The sequence below is a fragment of the Burkholderia sp. Nafp2/4-1b genome, assembly GCF_003635165.1.
Classification (GTDB): domain Bacteria; phylum Pseudomonadota; class Gammaproteobacteria; order Burkholderiales; family Burkholderiaceae; genus Burkholderia.
The window spans coordinates 65,759-82,205 of sequence record NZ_ML058605.1 but is presented as its reverse complement, the minus strand read 5'-3'; the positions used below and the strand labels follow the sequence as shown (position 1 = coordinate 82,205).

Annotated in this window: 13 protein-coding genes; 7 read left to right on the top strand and 6 right to left on the bottom strand. The window is 68.5% G+C overall.

What is annotated here, in order from left to right:
* Window positions 1-54: 54 nt before the first annotated feature.
* A complete protein-coding gene (locus tag C7H84_RS14405) occupies window positions 55-1,692 on the bottom strand; it encodes a tetratricopeptide repeat protein (RefSeq protein ID WP_121859416.1) in 1,638 nt (545 codons plus the stop codon).
* 354 nt (window positions 1,693-2,046) lie between these two features.
* On the opposite strand from C7H84_RS14405, the gene glyQ reads away from it, so the two are divergent.
* The 5 genes from glyQ to C7H84_RS14380 are packed head-to-tail and all read left to right on the top strand — an operon-like array spanning window position 2,047 to window position 7,540.
* A complete protein-coding gene (gene glyQ, locus C7H84_RS14400) occupies window positions 2,047-3,051 on the top strand; it encodes a glycine--tRNA ligase subunit alpha (RefSeq protein WP_121859415.1) in 1,005 nt (334 codons plus the stop codon).
* Window positions 3,052-3,073: 22 nt separating this feature from the next.
* On the top strand, window positions 3,074-5,173 hold the full coding sequence (gene glyS, locus C7H84_RS14395) for a glycine--tRNA ligase subunit beta (protein ID WP_121859414.1): 2,100 nt from the start codon (window positions 3,074-3,076) through the stop codon (window positions 5,171-5,173).
* Between the two features lie 10 nt (window positions 5,174-5,183).
* Window positions 5,184-5,747 (top strand): D-glycero-beta-D-manno-heptose 1,7-bisphosphate 7-phosphatase, encoded by a 564-nt coding sequence (gmhB, locus tag C7H84_RS14390; protein ID WP_121859413.1) that lies wholly within the window; start codon window positions 5,184-5,186, stop codon window positions 5,745-5,747.
* A 43-nt stretch (window positions 5,748-5,790) separates the two neighbouring features.
* The gene (locus C7H84_RS14385; protein WP_121859412.1) at window positions 5,791-6,555 is read left to right on the top strand and encodes a lysophospholipid acyltransferase family protein; all 765 of its coding nucleotides are present in this window, start codon (window positions 5,791-5,793) and stop codon (window positions 6,553-6,555) included.
* Between the two features lie 46 nt (window positions 6,556-6,601).
* Entirely contained in the window at window positions 6,602-7,540 is a 939-nt protein-coding gene (locus C7H84_RS14380; RefSeq protein WP_121859411.1) for a SprT family zinc-dependent metalloprotease, read from the top strand.
* A gap of 109 nt (window positions 7,541-7,649) precedes the next feature.
* On the opposite strand, the gene gloA is transcribed toward C7H84_RS14380, so the two are convergent.
* Window positions 7,650-8,039: a lactoylglutathione lyase gene (gene gloA, locus C7H84_RS14375; protein WP_121859410.1), complete on the bottom strand. Its 390-nt coding sequence runs from the start codon at window positions 8,037-8,039 to the stop codon at window positions 7,650-7,652.
* 376 nt (window positions 8,040-8,415) lie between these two features.
* Between gloA and C7H84_RS14370 the strand changes: the two genes are divergently transcribed.
* Window positions 8,416-9,351 (top strand): DMT family transporter, encoded by a 936-nt coding sequence (locus tag C7H84_RS14370; protein WP_121859409.1) that lies wholly within the window; start codon window positions 8,416-8,418, stop codon window positions 9,349-9,351.
* A gap of 137 nt (window positions 9,352-9,488) precedes the next feature.
* On the opposite strand, the gene rsmA is transcribed toward C7H84_RS14370, so the two are convergent.
* From rsmA to C7H84_RS14350, 4 genes are all read right to left on the bottom strand, one after another.
* Window positions 9,489-10,319 carry a 16S rRNA (adenine(1518)-N(6)/adenine(1519)-N(6))-dimethyltransferase RsmA gene (rsmA, locus tag C7H84_RS14365; protein ID WP_121859408.1) on the bottom strand — a complete coding sequence of 277 codons (831 nt, stop codon included), beginning with the start codon at window positions 10,317-10,319 and terminating at the stop codon, window positions 9,489-9,491.
* A 67-nt stretch (window positions 10,320-10,386) separates the two neighbouring features.
* The gene (gene pdxA / locus C7H84_RS14360) at window positions 10,387-11,376 is read right to left on the bottom strand and encodes a 4-hydroxythreonine-4-phosphate dehydrogenase PdxA (RefSeq protein WP_121859407.1); all 990 of its coding nucleotides are present in this window, start codon (window positions 11,374-11,376) and stop codon (window positions 10,387-10,389) included.
* An 11-nt stretch (window positions 11,377-11,387) separates the two neighbouring features.
* Complete coding sequence (locus C7H84_RS14355) at window positions 11,388-12,746, bottom strand: peptidylprolyl isomerase (RefSeq protein ID WP_121859406.1); 1,359 nt, start codon at window positions 12,744-12,746, stop codon at window positions 11,388-11,390.
* Window positions 12,747-12,797: 51 nt separating this feature from the next.
* Window positions 12,798-15,158, bottom strand: a complete 2,361-nt coding sequence (locus C7H84_RS14350) for an LPS-assembly protein LptD (RefSeq protein ID WP_121859405.1) — start codon at window positions 15,156-15,158, stop codon at window positions 12,798-12,800.
* Between the two features lie 223 nt (window positions 15,159-15,381).
* On the opposite strand from C7H84_RS14350, the gene C7H84_RS14345 reads away from it, so the two are divergent.
* Complete coding sequence (locus C7H84_RS14345; protein ID WP_121859404.1) at window positions 15,382-16,431, top strand: phosphotransferase; 1,050 nt, start codon at window positions 15,382-15,384, stop codon at window positions 16,429-16,431.
* Window positions 16,432-16,447 lie beyond the last annotated feature (16 nt).

Below are 16,447 nucleotides of genomic sequence, written 5' to 3'. Positions count from 1 at the left end.
GCCGTGACGCCGTGACGCCGACAACCCGGCATGCACGCATCAACGTCGCACCACTCAGGCCGACCGCTGCGCCTGCGTCACCAGGCCGCGCAGATCCCGCCCGACTGCTTCCATCACCGGCGCCCATGCGCCGAACGTCGGCTGCCGGTACAGCGTCGCGGTCGGATACCACGGGCTGTCGGTGCGTTCGAGCAGCCACGGCCAGTGCGGATTCACGTCGAGCAGCACCCAGGTGCGCGCCCCGAGCGCGGCCGACAGGTGCGCGACCGACGTGCACACGGTGATCACGAGATCCAGCGCGCCGATGAAGGCGGCCGTATCGTCGAAACTCTTCAGTTCCGTCGTGTAGTCCTCGATCGCGAAACCGGCGGCGCGCGCCGCGGCGACATCCGCGTCCGCGCCCGGCTGCAGCGAATGAAACGCGACGCCGTCGATGCCGCGAAACGCTTCGGCGTAGCGCTCAAGCCCGACGCGCCGGAACGGATTGCGCTGGTGCCCCGCACTGCCCGTCCACACGAGCCCGACCTTCAGCCGCCCATCGCCCGCGAGCCGCGTGCGCCACGCGTCGCGCGCCTGGCGGTCGGCATGCAGGTACGGCACCGACGCGCCCAGCGTCGACGTCTCCATCCCGAGCATCAGCGGCAGGCCGATCAACGGCACCTCGTAGTCGAACGCAGGCAGTTCGTCGACGCCGCCGCCCGCGCTGAATGCATCCACGTGCGCGCCGAGGCTGCGCTGCATCAGCGCGCCCACCTGCGGAAACGTGTTCCAAACGAGCCGGCCGCCCTCGCGGCGCACACGCTCGGCGAGCGGCGCGACGAAGCGCGCGAACTGCAGCACGTCGCCGAGGCCCTGCTCGCCCCATACGAGCAGCGTCTTGCCCGCGAGCGGCTCGCCCTGCCAGCGCGGGCCCGGCAGCGCGGGGCGGCGGCCGCGCAGCTCGCCGGCGCCGTCCCAGCGCGCTTCGTGGCCGCGCCAGCCGTCCGCGTAGTTGCCGCGCACGAGCTGGATGATCGCGAGGTTGAAACGGAACGACGCGTCGCCGGGCGCCAGCGCGCATGCGCGCGCCGCGTAGCGTTCGGCGTCGTCCCAGCGTTGCGCCTCCTTCATCGCCATCGCGATGTTGTTCAGCGCGAGCGCGTTATCGGGCGCGATCTGCGCGAGCCGCGCCGCGCACGCGAGCCCGCCGTCGAGGTCGTGCGTCGCGAGGCGCGCGACGACCAGGTTGATCCACGCCTGCACGTCGTGCGGATCGGCCTCCGAGGCCGCGTCGAGCAGCGCGATTTCCTCGCTGCGATCGCCGCCCGACAGCCGCAGCGCGATGGCGAGGTTGTTGCGCAGCGACGGCCAGCCTGGATCGAGCGCATAGGCGGCGCGATACGGCGCGACGGCATCCGCGTGACGGCCGAGCATCTGCAGCGCGTAACCGTGATTGAAGCGGGCATCGGCGCCCGGATGAACGCGCGCCGCGCATTCGGCCAGCGCGAGCGCGTCGGCCGTGCGCTGCCGCGCGACGAGCGCCGCGGTGAGCTGCGCGAGCGCGGCCATGTCGACGGCGTGCAGGTGACCGGCGGCGGCAAGCCACAGCGCGTGCGCGTCGTGCTCGCCGCGCGCGCGTGCGTCGGCGGCCTGCCCGAGCAGCGCGAGCAGCGGCGGCATCAGCGGAATGAGGAGGTCGTTCGAATCGTCCATGCGGTCCGGAGTAGGCAATCGGTCGCGCGACAGCCGTCGCGCGCACCGCGATACGCGCATCTTAACGCCCGCGCAACGCGGTGCGGCACGCGTCGCGCCGCGCGCATCGCGACGCCGGACATGCGCGCACGGTGCGCGTCGGCACCCCGCGCGCAGGCTGCGCACGCGGCACTTGCACGCTGCCGAAACACCGCCGACGGCGCCTTCGTCCGCGTTCCGGCCGCATCCGGTCGCCGATCCGGTAAAATTGCACGTTTCAGCACACTAACAAGCCGCGCCGCCGCGCGAGCCGACCCTCCGGGCCCCGCCCGGAGCGCCGCCCGCAACGGAGCGCCAGCGCCACGAAGGCTCTTCATGCTTACGTTTCAGCAAATCATCCTGACGCTGCAGTCCTACTGGGACAAGCAGGGTTGCGCTCTGCTCCAGCCCATCGACATGGAAGTCGGCGCGGGCACGTCGCACGTCCACACGTTCCTGCGTGCGGTCGGCCCCGAGCCGTGGCGCGCCGCCTACGTGCAGCCGTCGCGCCGCCCGAAGGACGGCCGCTACGGCGAGAACCCGAACCGCCTGCAGCACTACTACCAGTACCAGGTCGTGCTCAAGCCGGCCCCGGACAACATCCTCGACCTGTACCTCGGCTCGCTCGAAGCGCTCGGCTTCGACCTGCAGCAGAACGACGTGCGCTTCGTCGAGGACGACTGGGAGAACCCGACGCTCGGCGCATGGGGCCTTGGCTGGGAAGTGTGGCTGAACGGGATGGAAGTCACGCAGTTCACGTATTTCCAGCAGGTCGGCGGCCTCGACTGCAAGCCCGTGCTCGGCGAGATCACCTACGGCCTCGAGCGCCTCGCGATGTACCTGCAGAAGGTCGAGAACGTGTACGACCTCGTGTGGACGGAATGGGAAGAGCAGGGCCCGAACGGCCCCGAGCTGCGCCGCCTGTCGTACGGCGACGTCTACCACCAGAACGAGGTCGAGCAGTCGACCTACAACTTCGAGCACGCGAACGTCGACCTGCTGTTCACGTTCTTCAACAGCTACGAAGCGGAAGCGAAGAAGATGATCGACGCGCAGCTCGCGCTGCCCGCGTACGAACTCGTGCTGAAGGCGGGTCACACGTTCAACCTGCTCGACGCGCGCGGCGCGATCTCGGTGACCGAGCGCGCGGCGTACATCGGCCGCATCCGCGCGCTGTCGCGTCTCGTCGCGCAGGCTTACTACGACTCGCGCGAGAAGCTCGGCTTCCCGATGCTCGGCAACCCGCCGGGCGTGCCGGGCCTCACCACCGATGCCCAGGACGCCGCCCAGCCGGCATGGGCACCGCCGCTCAAGGTCGAACGCAAGATCGATCAGGACTGACGAGACGAGATTTATTCCACACATGACGCACAATCATCCCGCCCCCCTGCTCGTCGAACTGCTGACCGAAGAGCTGCCGCCGAAGGCCCTCGCGCGCCTCGGCGACGCATTCGCCGAAGGTCTCGCGCAACGCCTCGCGGCGCGCGACCTCGTCGAAGGCGAACTCGTGTTCGAACGCTACGCCACGCCGCGCCGCCTGGCGGTCGTCGTGCAGAACGTGCGCGCCGTCGCGCCCGAAAAACAGGTCCGCGAAAAGGTCCTGCCCGTGTCGGTCGCGCTCGACGCCGAAGGCAAGCCGACCGCCCCGCTCGCGAAGAAGCTCGCGGCGCTCGGCCATCCGAACCTGTCGATCGCCGATCTCGAGCGCGCGCAGGACGGCAAGGCCGAGGCGTTCTTCGTCAACTACTCGGCGGCCGGCGCGACGCTCGCCGACGGGCTGCAGGCCGCGCTCGACGAAACGCTGGAGAAGCTGCCGATCCCGAAGGTCATGACCTACCAGCGCCCGGACGGCTCCGACGTGAAGTTCGTGCGTCCGGTGCATCGCCTGACCGTGCTGCACGATGATCGCATCGTGCCCGTCACCGCGTTCGGCATCGACGCCGGCGACACCACGCTCGGCCACCGCTTCCTGTCCGACGGCCTCGTCGCGATCCAGCATGCGCACGCATACGCCGACACGCTGCGCGACAAGGGTCGCGTGCTCGCGCACTTCGCCGATCGCCGCGAAACGATCCGCACGCAACTGAACGAACACGCGAACGGCGACACGGTCGTGATGCCCGAAGCGCTGCTCGACGAAGTGACGTCGCTGGTCGAATGGCCGGTCGTCTATCCGTGCCGCTTCGAGGACGAGTTCCTGCAGGTTCCGCAGGAATGCCTGATCCTCACGATGCAGACGAACCAGAAGTATTTCGCGCTGACCGACGTCGCCGGCAAGCTGCGTTCGCGCTTCCTGATCGTGTCGAACATCGACACGAAAACACCGCAAGAAATCGTCGAAGGCAACGAGCGCGTGGTGCGCCCGCGCCTCGCCGACGCGAAATTCTTCTTCGAGCAGGACAAGAAGAAGCCGCTCGCCGACCGCGTGCCGCTGCTCGCGAACGTCGTCTATCACAACAAGCTCGGTTCGGCGCTGGCACGCGTCGAGCGCCTCGAAGCGCTGGCCGGCGAGATCGCGCCCGCGATCGGCGCCGACGCCGCGCATGCGAAGCGCGCGGCGCGCCTCGCGAAGGCCGACCTGCTGACCGACATGGTCGGCGAGTTCCCGGAACTGCAAGGCACGATGGGCACGTACTACGCGCGCCACGACGGCGAGCCCGACGATGTCGCGCTCGCGTGCGCCGAGCACTACCAGCCGCGCTTCTCGGGCGACACGCTGCCGACCACGCCGGTGTCGACCGCCGTCGCGCTGGCCGACAAGCTCGAGACGATCGTCGGGATCTGGGGCATCGGCCTCGCGCCGACCGGCGAGAAGGATCCGTTCGCGCTGCGCCGTCACGCGCTAGGCGTGCTGCGCCTGTTGCTCGAGAAGCAGCTGCCGCTCGATCTCGTGTCGCTGCTGCGCACGGCGCACGCGCGCTTCGAAGGCGTGCCGGGTGTCGCCGAGTCGACCGATGCGATCTTCGCGTTCTTCATCGATCGTCTGCGCGGCCTCTTGCGCGAACGCGGCTACTCGGCCGGCGAAGTCGACGCGGTGCTGAGCCTGAACCCGACGCGCGTCGACGATCTCGTCGCACGCCTCGACGCGGTGCGCGAATTCACGCGCCTCGCTGAAGCCGAAGCGCTCGCGGCCGCGAACAAGCGGATTTCGAACATCCTGAAGAAGTCGGAAGGCGGCACGAACGGCGCGGTGCAGCCGACGCTGCTCGTCGAGGCCGCCGAAAAGGCGCTGCACGAACAGCTCGCGGCCGTGACGCCGCACGTGCAGTCGCAGCTCGAAGCGCGCGCGTACACGGGCGCGCTGTCGGCGCTCGCCGCGCTGCGCGCGCCGGTCGACACGTTCTTCAACGACGTGATGGTCAACGCCGAGGATCCCGCGCTGCGCGCGAACCGCCTCGCGTTGCTGGCCGCGCTGCATCAGCAGATGAACTGCGTCGCCGACATCTCGAAGCTCGCCGCATAAGGGCCGAACGATGCCGACCAGCCCCAACCGCAAGCTCGTCGTCCTCGACCGGGACGGCGTGATCAACGTCGATTCGGATGCGTTCATCAAGACGCCCGACGAGTGGATCGCGCTGCCCGGCAGCCTCGAGGCGATCGCCCGACTGAACCACGCAGGTTATCGCGTGGTCGTCGCGACCAACCAGTCCGGCATCGGCCGCGGGCTGTTCGACATGGCCGCGCTCAACGCGATGCACATGAAGATGCATCGCGCGGCCGCCGCCGTCGGTGCGCGCATCGACGCGGTGTTCTTCTGCCCGCACGTGTCGGAAGATCGCTGCGACTGCCGCAAGCCGAAACCCGGCATGATGCAGATGATCGCCGAGCGCTTCGAGATCGATCCCGATCACACGCCGGTCGTCGGCGATGCGTTGCGCGACCTGCAGGCCGCCGTCGCGGTCGGCTTCCAGCCGCACCTCGTGCTGACCGGCAAGGGCAAGAAGACGCTCGCCGCGGGCAACCTGCCGGACGGCACGAAAGTCCACGACGACCTGCGCGCGTTCGCGCTCGACTTCCTTTCACACGAACACGAGTGATGCAGCCGCCGCGCGCATCCTCCTAACAGCCAGACCCACGCCGATGCGCTTCGTACGCTCCCTGCTGCTGCTGATCTACTTCATCGTGTACACGGTGCCGTACGCCACCGCGTGCTTCATCGCGTTCCCGTTCATGCGTCCCGACGCACGCTACTGGATGGCGGCCGGCTGGTGCAAGTCCACGCTGTGGGTCGTGCGCTGGCTGAACGGCATCCGCTACCGGATCGAAGGGATGGAAAACCTGCCCGACGGCCCGGCCGTGCTGCTGTCGAAGCACCAGTCCGCGTGGGAGACGCTCGCGTTCCCGGCGCTGATGCCGAAGCCGCTCTGCTACGTGTTCAAGCGCGAGCTGCTGTACGTGCCGTTCTTCGGCTGGGCGCTCGGGCTGCTGCACATGGTCAACATCAACCGCAGGGAAGGCAAGAACGCGTTCGTGTCGGTGATCCGCCAGGGCAAGAAGCGGCTGTCGGAAGGCGCGTGGATGATCATGTTCCCGGAAGGCACGCGCACGCCGGTCGGCAAGCAGGGCAAGTACAAGACGGGCGGCGCGCGCTTCGCGATCGAAACCGGCGCGCCGGTCGTGCCGATCGCGCACAATGCAGGTCGTGTGTGGCCGCGCAATTCGTTCACGAAGTTCCCGGGCGTCGTCACCGTGTCGATCGGCAAGCCGATTCCGGTCGAAGGCAAAACGCCCGACGTATTGAACTCGCAGGTCGAAGCATGGATCGAAGCGGAAATGCGCCGCATCGATCCTGATGCCTATCGCCAGCCGGGCAATGCCGGCACGCGCGATGCCGCGCGCGTCTGAATCGCCCTGGCCGCAGCCGTTGCGTACGACGAAACGAAGCGAACTAATGAAAAAGCGTCCGCGGCCACGACCTGCCGTCGTGGCCCTCGATCATCGTCAGATGGATCTGCCGCTCTTCGACGGGCCGGCCGCGGCATCGCCCGCAGCGTCGGCGCCCGCCGGGTCGCCCACACCGCCCGCGTCGCCCACGCCACCTGCTCCGCCTGAAGCCGCTGCGGCGCCCGCTGTACCCACCGCGCCGCTCGATCCGGGCCGCGTGCCCGACCGCTCGCGCATCCGCACGTTCGCACTCGACAGCCGCGTGCTCGAGTATCGGCTCAAGCGCTCGGCACGCCGCACGATCGGCTTCACGATCGACGGCAGCGGGCTGTCGATCACCGCGCCGCGCTGGGTCACGCTCGCCGACATCGAGGCGGCAATCGCCGAAAAGCAGCGCTGGATCTTCGCGAAGCTCGCGGAGTGGAAGACCCGCACCGAGCAGCGCGCGCTGCCGCAAATCGACTGGCGCGACGGCGCGCAACTGCCGTATCTCGGCAAGACGATCACGATCGCGCTCGGCGCGGGTGCCGTCGCGTTCGACGCCGACGCGCTCCGGCTGTCGCTGCCGCTGCCCGCGCAGGCCGACATGCAGCAGATCAAGGATCGCGTGCAGGGCTGGCTGCAGGGCGAAGCGAAGCGGATCTTCGGCGAACGTCTCGCGGTCTACGCGGAACGGCTCGACGTCACGTATTCGATGTACGCGCTGTCGTCGGCCGCGACGCGCTGGGGCAGTTGCTCGAGCGACGGCAAGATCCGGCTGAACTGGCGGCTGATCCATTTCCCGATGTCGATCATCGACTACGTCGTCGCGCACGAGCTGTCGCACCTGCGCGAAATGAACCACAGCCCGGCGTTCTGGCAGACCGTCGAATCGATCTTCCCGGAATTCCGCGAAGCGCGGCATACGCTCAAGCACCATCCGCCCGAGCTGCTGCCGGCACTGTAACGCGATCAATCGCACCAACCATGCAAAACGGGCGATGCGGATTTCTCCGCATCGCCCGTTTTTTGTGCCCGCGACGCCCGTCGTGCGCCGCGCACCGGTCGTCGCGCGCTCAGCGCGCCTTCTTCTGGATGAACTCGATCTTGTAGCCGTCCGGATCCTCGACGAACGCGATCACGGTCGTGCCGTGCTTCATCGGGCCCGCTTCGCGCGTCACCTTGCCGCCTTGCGCCTTGATCTTGTCGCAGGCCGCGTACGCGTCGTCGACTTCCACCGCCAGGTGGCCGAAGCCGTTGCCGAGATCGTAGGACGGTGTATCCCAGTTGTGGGTCAGCTCGAGCACGGTGCCGGTGGTTTCCGCTTCATAGCCGACGAACGCGAGCGTGAACTTGCCTTCCGGATAATCGTCGCGACGCAGCAGCTTCATGCCGAGCAATTCGGTGTAGAACTTGATCGAGCGGTCGAGATCGCCGACTCGCAGCATCGTATGCAGCAAACGCATGTCTTGTACTCCTGTGGGGACTTTCCGGAACCGGAAATTCTACCGGAGTCGGGTGAATCTCGCCGTCGCCCCCCGTCCGGCCGCGACCGTTACCCGGCATCCGGGCAGTGGCGGCCAAGGTGGCAACCCGCACCCGTGCGCCGGCGGCGGCTGCCACGCTCGACGGTCCCCGCCGCATCGCCGATCGGGTAACATCGTTCCACTTCGCACCAAAAGCGGGCACCTCGCCCGCCGCCGGAACGCGACCACCTTCCCATTCACCCACACTGCCTGCCGTGCGAAACCGCCGATTCGAGCGTGCCGGATACGCCGTTCACCCGCCGCTGCCCATGTCCTTGCCCATCTCCGTCTCCGTCCACGTCGTCGAGGTCCGCCGATGACCGCGCTCGCCGCCACCGCCGTGCGCCGCGCGCTCGACACGCGCGCCGTCGGCGTGATGCTGCTGCTGTGCGCGATCTGGGGCTTCCAGCAAGTTGCGATCAAGAGCACCAACGCGGCGATCCCGCCGATGTTCCAGGCCGGACTGCGCTCGGTGATCGCCGCGCTGCTGCTGTGGGGCTGGGCGCGCTCGCGCGGCACGCCGCTGTTCCGCGCGGACGGTACGCTCGGCGCGGGCATCGCGGCCGGTGCGCTGTTCGCCGGCGAGTTCATCTGCGTGTTCTTCGGGCTGACGCTGACGAGCGCGTCGCACATGGCGATCTTCCTGTACACGGCGCCGTGCTTCACCGCGCTCGGCCTGCACCTGTTCGCGCCGGGCGAACGGCTGCAGCGCGTGCAATGGGCCGGCGTCGCGCTCGCGTTCGCCGGCATCGCGCTCGCGTTCGCGGACGGCTTCCTGAAGCCGCGCGCGCCCGGCGCGTCGGTGCTGGCCGGCCTCGCCGGCGACGCGCTCGGGATCCTCGGCGGCGCGATGTGGGCTGCGACGACGGTCGTCGTGCGCTCGACCTCGCTCGCGCGCGCCAGCGCGAGCAAGACGCTGTTCTACCAGCTCGCGGTGTCGGCCGTCGTGCTGGTCGCGCTCGCCGCGCTGCTCGGCCAGATGTCGTTCGCGCGGGTCACGCCGCTCGCGCTCGCGAGCCTCGCGTACCAGTCGGTGATCGTCGCGTTCGTCAGCTATCTGTCGTGGTTCTGGCTGCTCACGCGCTACAGCGCGTCGCGGCTGTCGGTGTTCACGTTCCTGTCGCCGCTGTTCGGCGTCGCGTTCGGCGTGCTGCTGCTCGGCGAATCGGTCGGCTGGCGCTTCATGTCGGCCGCCGCGCTGGTGCTCATCGGAATTGCGCTCGTCAACGCGCCGCCGCGCGGGCGGGCGTAACGGCGCCCGGGAGCGGTTCGACCACGGGCCAGTCACGGTCCGGTATCGACTAAAACCGCACGAAAAAATAAAAAGGCTGCCCGCCAGGGCAGCCTCGTGAACCTCGAGCCGCAGCGCGCGTCGCTCACGCGCCGTCGTCACTCCGCAGGCTTGCGCACCTTCGCGAGCGCCTGCGCGACGCCGACATATTCGGCCACGCTCACATCCTCCGCGCGGCGCGCGAGATCGAAGCCGAGCCCGTCGAAATCGATCGTCTCGCGGTAGTCGCCGAGCGTGTTGCGCAGCATCTTGCGGCGCTGCGAGAACGCCGCCGTGACGATTTCGCCGAGCAGCACGGGATCGACGTCGGGCAGTTCGTGCGGCTCGTACGGAATCATCCGGACGATCGCCGAATCGACCTTCGGCGGCGGCTGGAACGATTCCGGCGGCACGTCGAGCATCTTCTCCATCACGTAGCGGTACTGCAGCATCACCGACAGCCGCGAGAACGCCTTCGTGCCCGGCTCCGCGACCATCCGTTCGACGACTTCGTTCTGCAGCATGAAATGCTGGTCGATCACCGCGTCGGCGAACGTCATCAGGTGAAACAGCAGCGGGCTGGAAATGTTGTACGGCAGGTTGCCGACGATGCGCAGCGACGGCTTGTCGCCTGCTGCCGCGAGCGAACGGAAGTCGAATGCGAGCGCGTCGCCCGCGTGCAGTTCCAGCAGCGCGCCGAAGCGCTGCTGCAGGCGCCCGATCAGGTCGCGGTCGAGCTCGACCGCGTGCAGCGGCGACTCCGGCGTCGCGAGGCGCTGGATCAGCGGCTCGGTCAGCGCGCCGAGGCCGGGGCCGATCTCGACCATTCGCTGGCCGCGCGCGGGGCCGATCGTCGAGACGATCGAGTCGATCACGCCGTGATCGACGAGGAAGTTCTGCCCGAAGCGCTTGCGCGCGAAGTGGCCTTGGTGCTGTCTGCTGTTCGACATCGACTGAGAAAAACGAAAAATACGACGGATAAAGTCAGGCGTGAGCCTGGGTGCGTCCTTGGGTGCGTCAGGACGCGCGGCGATGGCGCGCCATCGTGACGGCCGTGTCGAGCGCGGCGACCATGCTGCTCGGATCCGCGCGGCCCGTGCCGGCCAGATCCAGCGCGGTGCCGTGATCGACCGACGTGCGGATGATCGGCAGCCCGAGCGTGACGTTGATGCCCTCGCCGAAGGTCGCATACTTCAGCACGGGCAAGCCCTGATCGTGGAACATCGCGAGCACGCAATCGGCGCCTTCGAGATGGCGCGGCTGGAACAGCGTGTCGGCCGGATACGGGCCGCGCGCGTCGATCCCCCGCGCGTTGGCCTGCGCGAGCGCCGGCGAGATCACGTCGATTTCCTCGCGGCCGAGATAGCCGTTTTCGCCCGCATGCGGGTTCAGCCCCGTCACGAGGATGCGCGGCGCCGCGAGACCGAAGTCGCGCCGCAGGTCGCGATCGACGATCGCGAGCGTCTCGACGAGGCCGTCGATCGTCAACGCGGCCGACACGTCCTTCAGCGGCAGATGCGTGGTCGCGAGCGCGACGCGCAGCGGCCGTTCGCCCGTGCCGGCCAGCATCATCACGACGCGCGGCGTGTGCGTGCGCTCCGCCAGGTATTCGGTATGGCCGGTAAACGGCACGCCGGCATCGTTGATCGTGCTCTTCTGCAGCGGCGCGGTGACGATCGCGTCAAAGCGCCCGGCTACCGCGCCGTCGATCGCGGCATCGAGCAGCCCGAGCACGTAGCGGCCGTTGGCCGCATCGAGCTTGCCGGCCTGCGCCGGCACGGCGAGCGGATGATGCTCGACCGACACCGGCCCGCTGCCGGCGAGTACCGCACGGCCGGCGCCGACGGCCGCCGCGCGTGCGTCGAGCAGCGCCGCGTCGCCGAGCACGGTGAAATGCGCGCCGGGCCAGCGCCGCGCGGCATCCTGCAACGCCTGCACGGTCAGCTCCGGGCCGACACCCGCGGGTTCGCCGGTCGTGATCGCGATCTGCAGCGCGGATGCCGTCATGTGAAGCTCGCTCAGTTCGCCGGGCCGACGCCGCCGATCTTGTACTGCACGTACGACGAATCGCGCAGTTCGCGCAGCCAGTCGGCATACGCCTGCTCGGCCTTGCGCTGGCCGATCGCCTGGCGGGCGATATCCATCTGCTGCTGCACCGAGCCTTCCGCTTCACGGCGCTCCACCACCTGGATCAGGTGGTAGCCGTATTCGGTGCGAATCGGCTGGCTGATCTGCCCGTCCTGCAGGTTGTTCATCGCGCGCTCGAATTCCGGCACGGTCTCGCCCGGGCTGATCCAGCCGAGATCGCCGCCTTGCGATGCCGAGCCGTCCTGCGAGTAGGTGCGCGCGAACTTCGCGAAATCGGCGCCGGCCTCGACCTGCCGGCGGATGTCCTGCAGCTGCTGGCGCGCCTGGCCTTCCGACTTGCCTTCGCCGACGCGCAACAGGATGTGACGCACGTGCGTCTGGACGATCTTCGGCGCCGCGGCCGTCGCGCCCTGGCTCTGGCGGCGGTCGACGAGACGCACGATCTCGAAGCCGTCCGGCACGCGGATCAGCGTCGGGTTGACCTGGCCCGGGCGCAGCTTCGATGCGGCGTCGACGACCTCGGCCGGCAATGCGCTCGGCGCCTTGAAGCCCAGGTCGCCGCCCTTCTTCGCGTCGTTCGCTTCCGAATTGTTCTTCGCGAGCTTCTCGAAATCGGCGCCCGACGTGGCCTGCTGCAGCAGCGCGTCGGCCTTCTTCTGCGCGGCTTCGATGTCGGCCTGCGGCGCGTTGGTCGGCGCCTTGATGAAGATGTGCTGGAAGCGCAGGTCCTGCTGCTGCGACGCGTTCGGCCCGCGCTGGCTCGCGATGTAGTTCGCGACCTCGGCGTCCGACACGGTGATCTTGCCGTCGACTTCGCGCTCGCGCAGCTTCGACAGCATCAGCTCGGTGCGGGCGTCGCCCGTGAACACGCTCCAGGGCACGCCTTGCGCGACGATGCGCGCGCGATACTGGTCGAGCGTCATCCCGTTCGCCTGCGCGAGGCGCTGCAGCGTGGACTGCACGGTGGCATCGTCGATGCGGATCCCGTCGTCCTTGGCCTTCTGCACCTGGATGCGCTCGAGCACCATCTGGTTCAGCACCTGTCCACGCAGCTGGTCGGCCGGCGGCACCGGCGCGTTCTGCTGCTGCAGCCGGCGCGAGATCAGGCCGACGCGCTGGTCGAGTTCGCGGCCCGTGATCACGTCGTTGTTGACGACCGCGACGACTTCGTCGGCGAGCTGCGCGCCTTTCGAACCAAGTGCCTGCGCCGCAGCCGGCGCAGCGGCGAGCAGCGCGGCGGACGCGGCGAGGCTGGACACGACTGCCGCGAAACGAAGGGTTTTCTTCATTGCCACTGATACTCCATTGAAATCGTGCTGACCGGTGCAGACAAGCCGGCGTTACTCGTAGTTGCTGAAGCGGGACATCGGCGGCGGCGCGGACGGCAGCGCCGTATAGCCCGGCACCCCGGCGCGGAACGCGGCCACGAGGCCGTTGTCGACGGTCGACAGCCCCTTCAACGTCAGCTGCATCATGAAACGCGTCGACGAGTTCTGCTGCCCCGACGTGTTCACGCCGTTCGCGAAACGCTGGACCCCGACCCCGAGCGCCCAGCAATCCGCGTCGTATTGTAAGCCGAGCAGACCGTCGACGATCCGGTCGGCGGCCAGGTCGTAGTTGAAGCGGCCGATCGCATACAGGCGGCGCGTGAGCGGCCACTGCGCGGACACCAGGAACTGGTTGATCGGCTGGTTGTCGAGCGTCGTGTTCGCACGCGTATAGCGATAGCCGACGTTGATCACGCGGCGCTCGCCCGGGCTGTAGCCGAAACCGAGGCTCGACTTCACGAGCTGGTTGTTGTTCTGGTTGTACTGGAACGCCGTCTCCGACATGAAGCCGGAGCCGAGCTTCAGCGCGGCGCCGACGATCAGGTCGGAATGGCGCGCCTGCACGGCGCTCTGGCCGGAGTTCAGCGTCACGCGCTGGTCGGCGAAGTAGTACTGCTGCGCGATCACGAAGCGCGCGCGTTCGTCGCCGGTGCGCGGATCGATGAAGCGCGACGTCAGGCCGGCCGTGATCCGGTTCGCGTCCGCGATCCGGTCGTTGCCGACGAACGTGTTCGGCTGGTAGATCTCCGCGAGGCCGAAGTCCGATTCCGCGGTGTCGAACAGCGGCGCGTTCGACTGGTCGCGATACGGCGTGTACACGTAGTACAGGCGCGGCTCGAGGGTCTGGATGAAGTCCTGCCCGAACAGGCGCACCGAGCGGTCGAAGATCAGGCCGGAATCGAAGCTCACGGTCGGGATCGACTCGGTGAAGCGCTTCGGGCTGTTCGGCGTGCTCGACGACAGGTAGTTCAGGTCGTACGACGCGAAGTGGTACTGGACCTTCGGCACGGCGAAGTAGCCGGGGCCGTACACGCCGTACGCGATGTACGGGTTGAAGACGATGCGGTCGCCTTCGGTTGCATCGGCCGTCGTGATGCGGAACCGCGAATAGTCGGCTTCCGCGCCGAAGTCGAAGCCGCCGACGTTGTACTTCGTGTACTTCACGTTCAACTGCGGTTCGCGGCTGTACGGCGCGATCGACGGCGGCAGCGTCTGCCAGTGCTGGTAGCGCGCGAGCACCGACCATGGGCCGTTGTTGTACGTGAGGCCGGCTTCCTGCTGGTACAGCGTCTGCGTCCCGTTGACGAACTGGTTCATCGACCCAAGGTCTTCGGGGAACGTATTGTCCGAGACCTTGTTGTAGTAGACGTAGCCGCCGAAACCGCCGCCGATGTTCTGCTGGTGCTGCCAGTAGATCGCGTAGCGGTCGCGGTGCGCGAGCCGGTCGTTCGGCAGGTAATTGGCCGTAAACGTGCCCGAATACGACGGCGACAGGTAGCGGAACGTCGCTTCCGTCTGCACGCCGCGCCGCGAGATGATGCGCGGCGTGAGCGTCAGGTCGCGGTTCGGCGCGATGTTGAAGTAGTACGGCAGCGACAGCTCGAACCCGTTGTTCGAGTTGATCGAGAACGTCGGCGGCAGCAGGCCGCTGCGGCGCTCGCCCGACAGCGGGAACGTCATCCACGGGCTCGCGAAGATCGGCACGCCCTGGAAGAACAGCACGCCGTTGCGCGCGGTGCCTTCGTCGGCGCCCGTATCGAAGTCGAAGCGGCTGCCCTTGATGTACCACGCGGGGTTCGTCGAGCACTGGCACGCGGTGTAGGTGCCGTTGACGAACACCGAGCGCTCGCTGTCGAGCAGGTCGACACGCTCCGCGCTGCCGGAGCCGCCCGTCACGTTGAAGTGGTACTTCGGCGCCGACATGAAGCCCTGGTTCGCCTCGACCTTCAGGTGCGCTTCGGGGCCCGCGAACGACGTGCCGCCATTGACCACCCGGACCTGGCCGTACGCATCGGCCATGTCGGTATCCTGATCGTAGTGGAGCGCGTCGGCCTTCACGACCGCGTCGCCGCGGCGCAGCTCGGCCGAGCCTTTCGCGGCGAGGTCCTGCTCGGCCGTGCCGCTCGTGTGGTCGGCGATCACGAAGGTGGCCGGCTTCGCGCCGTCCTTCAGCGGATGATCCTCGAGCTGCGGGGCGAGCCGCAGATCCCACGGCGAGTCGAGCGGCTGCGGCTGCGCGGCCGCGCCCGACAGCTGCGCGTACGACACGGCCGGCACGAGGCCGGGCACGGCCAGGAGCGCGAGCGCGAGCCGCCGTTTGCGCGGCGCCCCGTCACCGGGGAAGACATTCGGGAATAGCGGTTTGGGCGGCATCTATCGTTTGGCGAATCGCCCCTTGTCAACCGCACCGGCTGGCACATTCGCGCACGGCGGGCCGCACCGTCGCACCGCGACTGCGGCTAAGCGCAAACCGGGGAGACGATCGGGCGGACGGCGCGACAGGCAGCGGGGCCTGCACGGCGGAAGCTGACGCGGGGCGCGTCAAAAAAGTCGTGGGGTATTATATGGCAAGACGTTCCCCCCTCCGCCGAGTTTCATGACGCCCCCATCCGCCGCATCCCAGCCCGACGCCCGCCTCGAAGCCCTGACCGCGTGGCTGCGCCCGCTTGCCGAGCGCTACGCCCTCGACCTGTCGACCCTTGCGCCCGCATCGTCGGACGCCAGTTTCCGCCGCTATTTCCGTGTCGCGTCGGCCACGAGCCCCGGCGGCTCGCTGATCGCGGTCGACGCGCCGCCGCCCGAGAAGTGCCGCGAGTTCGTCCAGGTCGCGCAACTGCTCGCCGCGGCCGGCGATCACGTGCCGGACGTGCTGGCGCACGATTTCGACGCGGGTTTCATGCTCGTGACGGACCTCGGCCGCACGTCGTACATCTCGGTGCTCGATCCGGCCGACCCGGTCGCCGCCCGCCCGCTGATGCGCGACGCGCTCGACGCGCTGATCCGCTTCCAGCTGAGCTCGCAGCCCGACGTGCTGCCGCCGTTCGACGAGGCGTTCCTGCGCCGCGAGATGGAGCTGCTGCCCGAATGGTTCGTCGGCCGGCACCTCGGCAAGCCGGTCACCGACGCGATGCGCGGCACGCTCGACCGCACCTTCGCGCTGCTGGTCGCGAGCGCCCATGCGCAGCCGCAAGGCTTCATGCTGCGCGATTTCATGCCGCGCAACCTGATGGTCTGCGAGCCGAACCCGGGCGTGCTCGACTTCCAGGACGCCGTGTACGGGCCGCTGACGTACGACGTCGTGTCGCTTCTGCGCGACGCGTTCATCAGCTGGGACGAGGAGTTCGAGCTCGACTGCTTCGCGTACTACTGGGAAAAGGCGAAGAAGGCCGGCCTGCCGGTCGATCCGGACTTCGGCGAGTTCTACCGCCAGCTCGAATGGATGGGGCTGCAGCGCCACATCAAGATCCTCGGCCTGTTCGCGCGCATCAACTACCGCGACGGCAAGCCGCATTACCTGAACGACCTGCCGCGCTTCCTGACCTATGCGCGCAAGGTAGCGCTGCGCTACCGCCCGCTCGTGCCGTTCGCGAAGCTGCTCGACGAGCTCGAGGGCAAGGGCGCGGCCGACGTCGGCTATACGTTCTGACCGCCCTCACCGCCTT

What these genes read in the sequence shown, in the direction of transcription:
- C7H84_RS14405 (WP_121859416.1), bottom strand. Translation starts at nt 1,692, where the DNA reads ATGGACGATTCGAACGACCTCCTCATTCCGCTGATGCCGCCGCTGCTC.
- glyQ (WP_121859415.1), top strand. Translation starts at nt 2,047, where the DNA reads ATGCTTACGTTTCAGCAAATCATCCTGACGCTGCAGTCCTACTGGGAC.
- glyS (WP_121859414.1), top strand. Translation starts at nt 3,074, where the DNA reads ATGACGCACAATCATCCCGCCCCCCTGCTCGTCGAACTGCTGACCGAA.
- gmhB (WP_121859413.1), top strand. Translation starts at nt 5,184, where the DNA reads ATGCCGACCAGCCCCAACCGCAAGCTCGTCGTCCTCGACCGGGACGGC.
- C7H84_RS14385 (WP_121859412.1), top strand. Translation starts at nt 5,791, where the DNA reads ATGCGCTTCGTACGCTCCCTGCTGCTGCTGATCTACTTCATCGTGTAC.
- C7H84_RS14380 (WP_121859411.1), top strand. Translation starts at nt 6,602, where the DNA reads ATGAAAAAGCGTCCGCGGCCACGACCTGCCGTCGTGGCCCTCGATCAT.
- gloA (WP_121859410.1), bottom strand. Translation starts at nt 8,039, where the DNA reads ATGCGTTTGCTGCATACGATGCTGCGAGTCGGCGATCTCGACCGCTCG.
- C7H84_RS14370 (WP_121859409.1), top strand. Translation starts at nt 8,416, where the DNA reads ATGACCGCGCTCGCCGCCACCGCCGTGCGCCGCGCGCTCGACACGCGC.
- rsmA (WP_121859408.1), bottom strand. Translation starts at nt 10,319, where the DNA reads ATGTCGAACAGCAGACAGCACCAAGGCCACTTCGCGCGCAAGCGCTTC.
- pdxA (WP_121859407.1), bottom strand. Translation starts at nt 11,376, where the DNA reads ATGACGGCATCCGCGCTGCAGATCGCGATCACGACCGGCGAACCCGCG.
- C7H84_RS14355 (WP_121859406.1), bottom strand. Translation starts at nt 12,746, where the DNA reads ATGAAGAAAACCCTTCGTTTCGCGGCAGTCGTGTCCAGCCTCGCCGCG.
- C7H84_RS14350 (WP_121859405.1), bottom strand. Translation starts at nt 15,158, where the DNA reads ATGCCGCCCAAACCGCTATTCCCGAATGTCTTCCCCGGTGACGGGGCG.
- C7H84_RS14345 (WP_121859404.1), top strand. Translation starts at nt 15,382, where the DNA reads ATGACGCCCCCATCCGCCGCATCCCAGCCCGACGCCCGCCTCGAAGCC.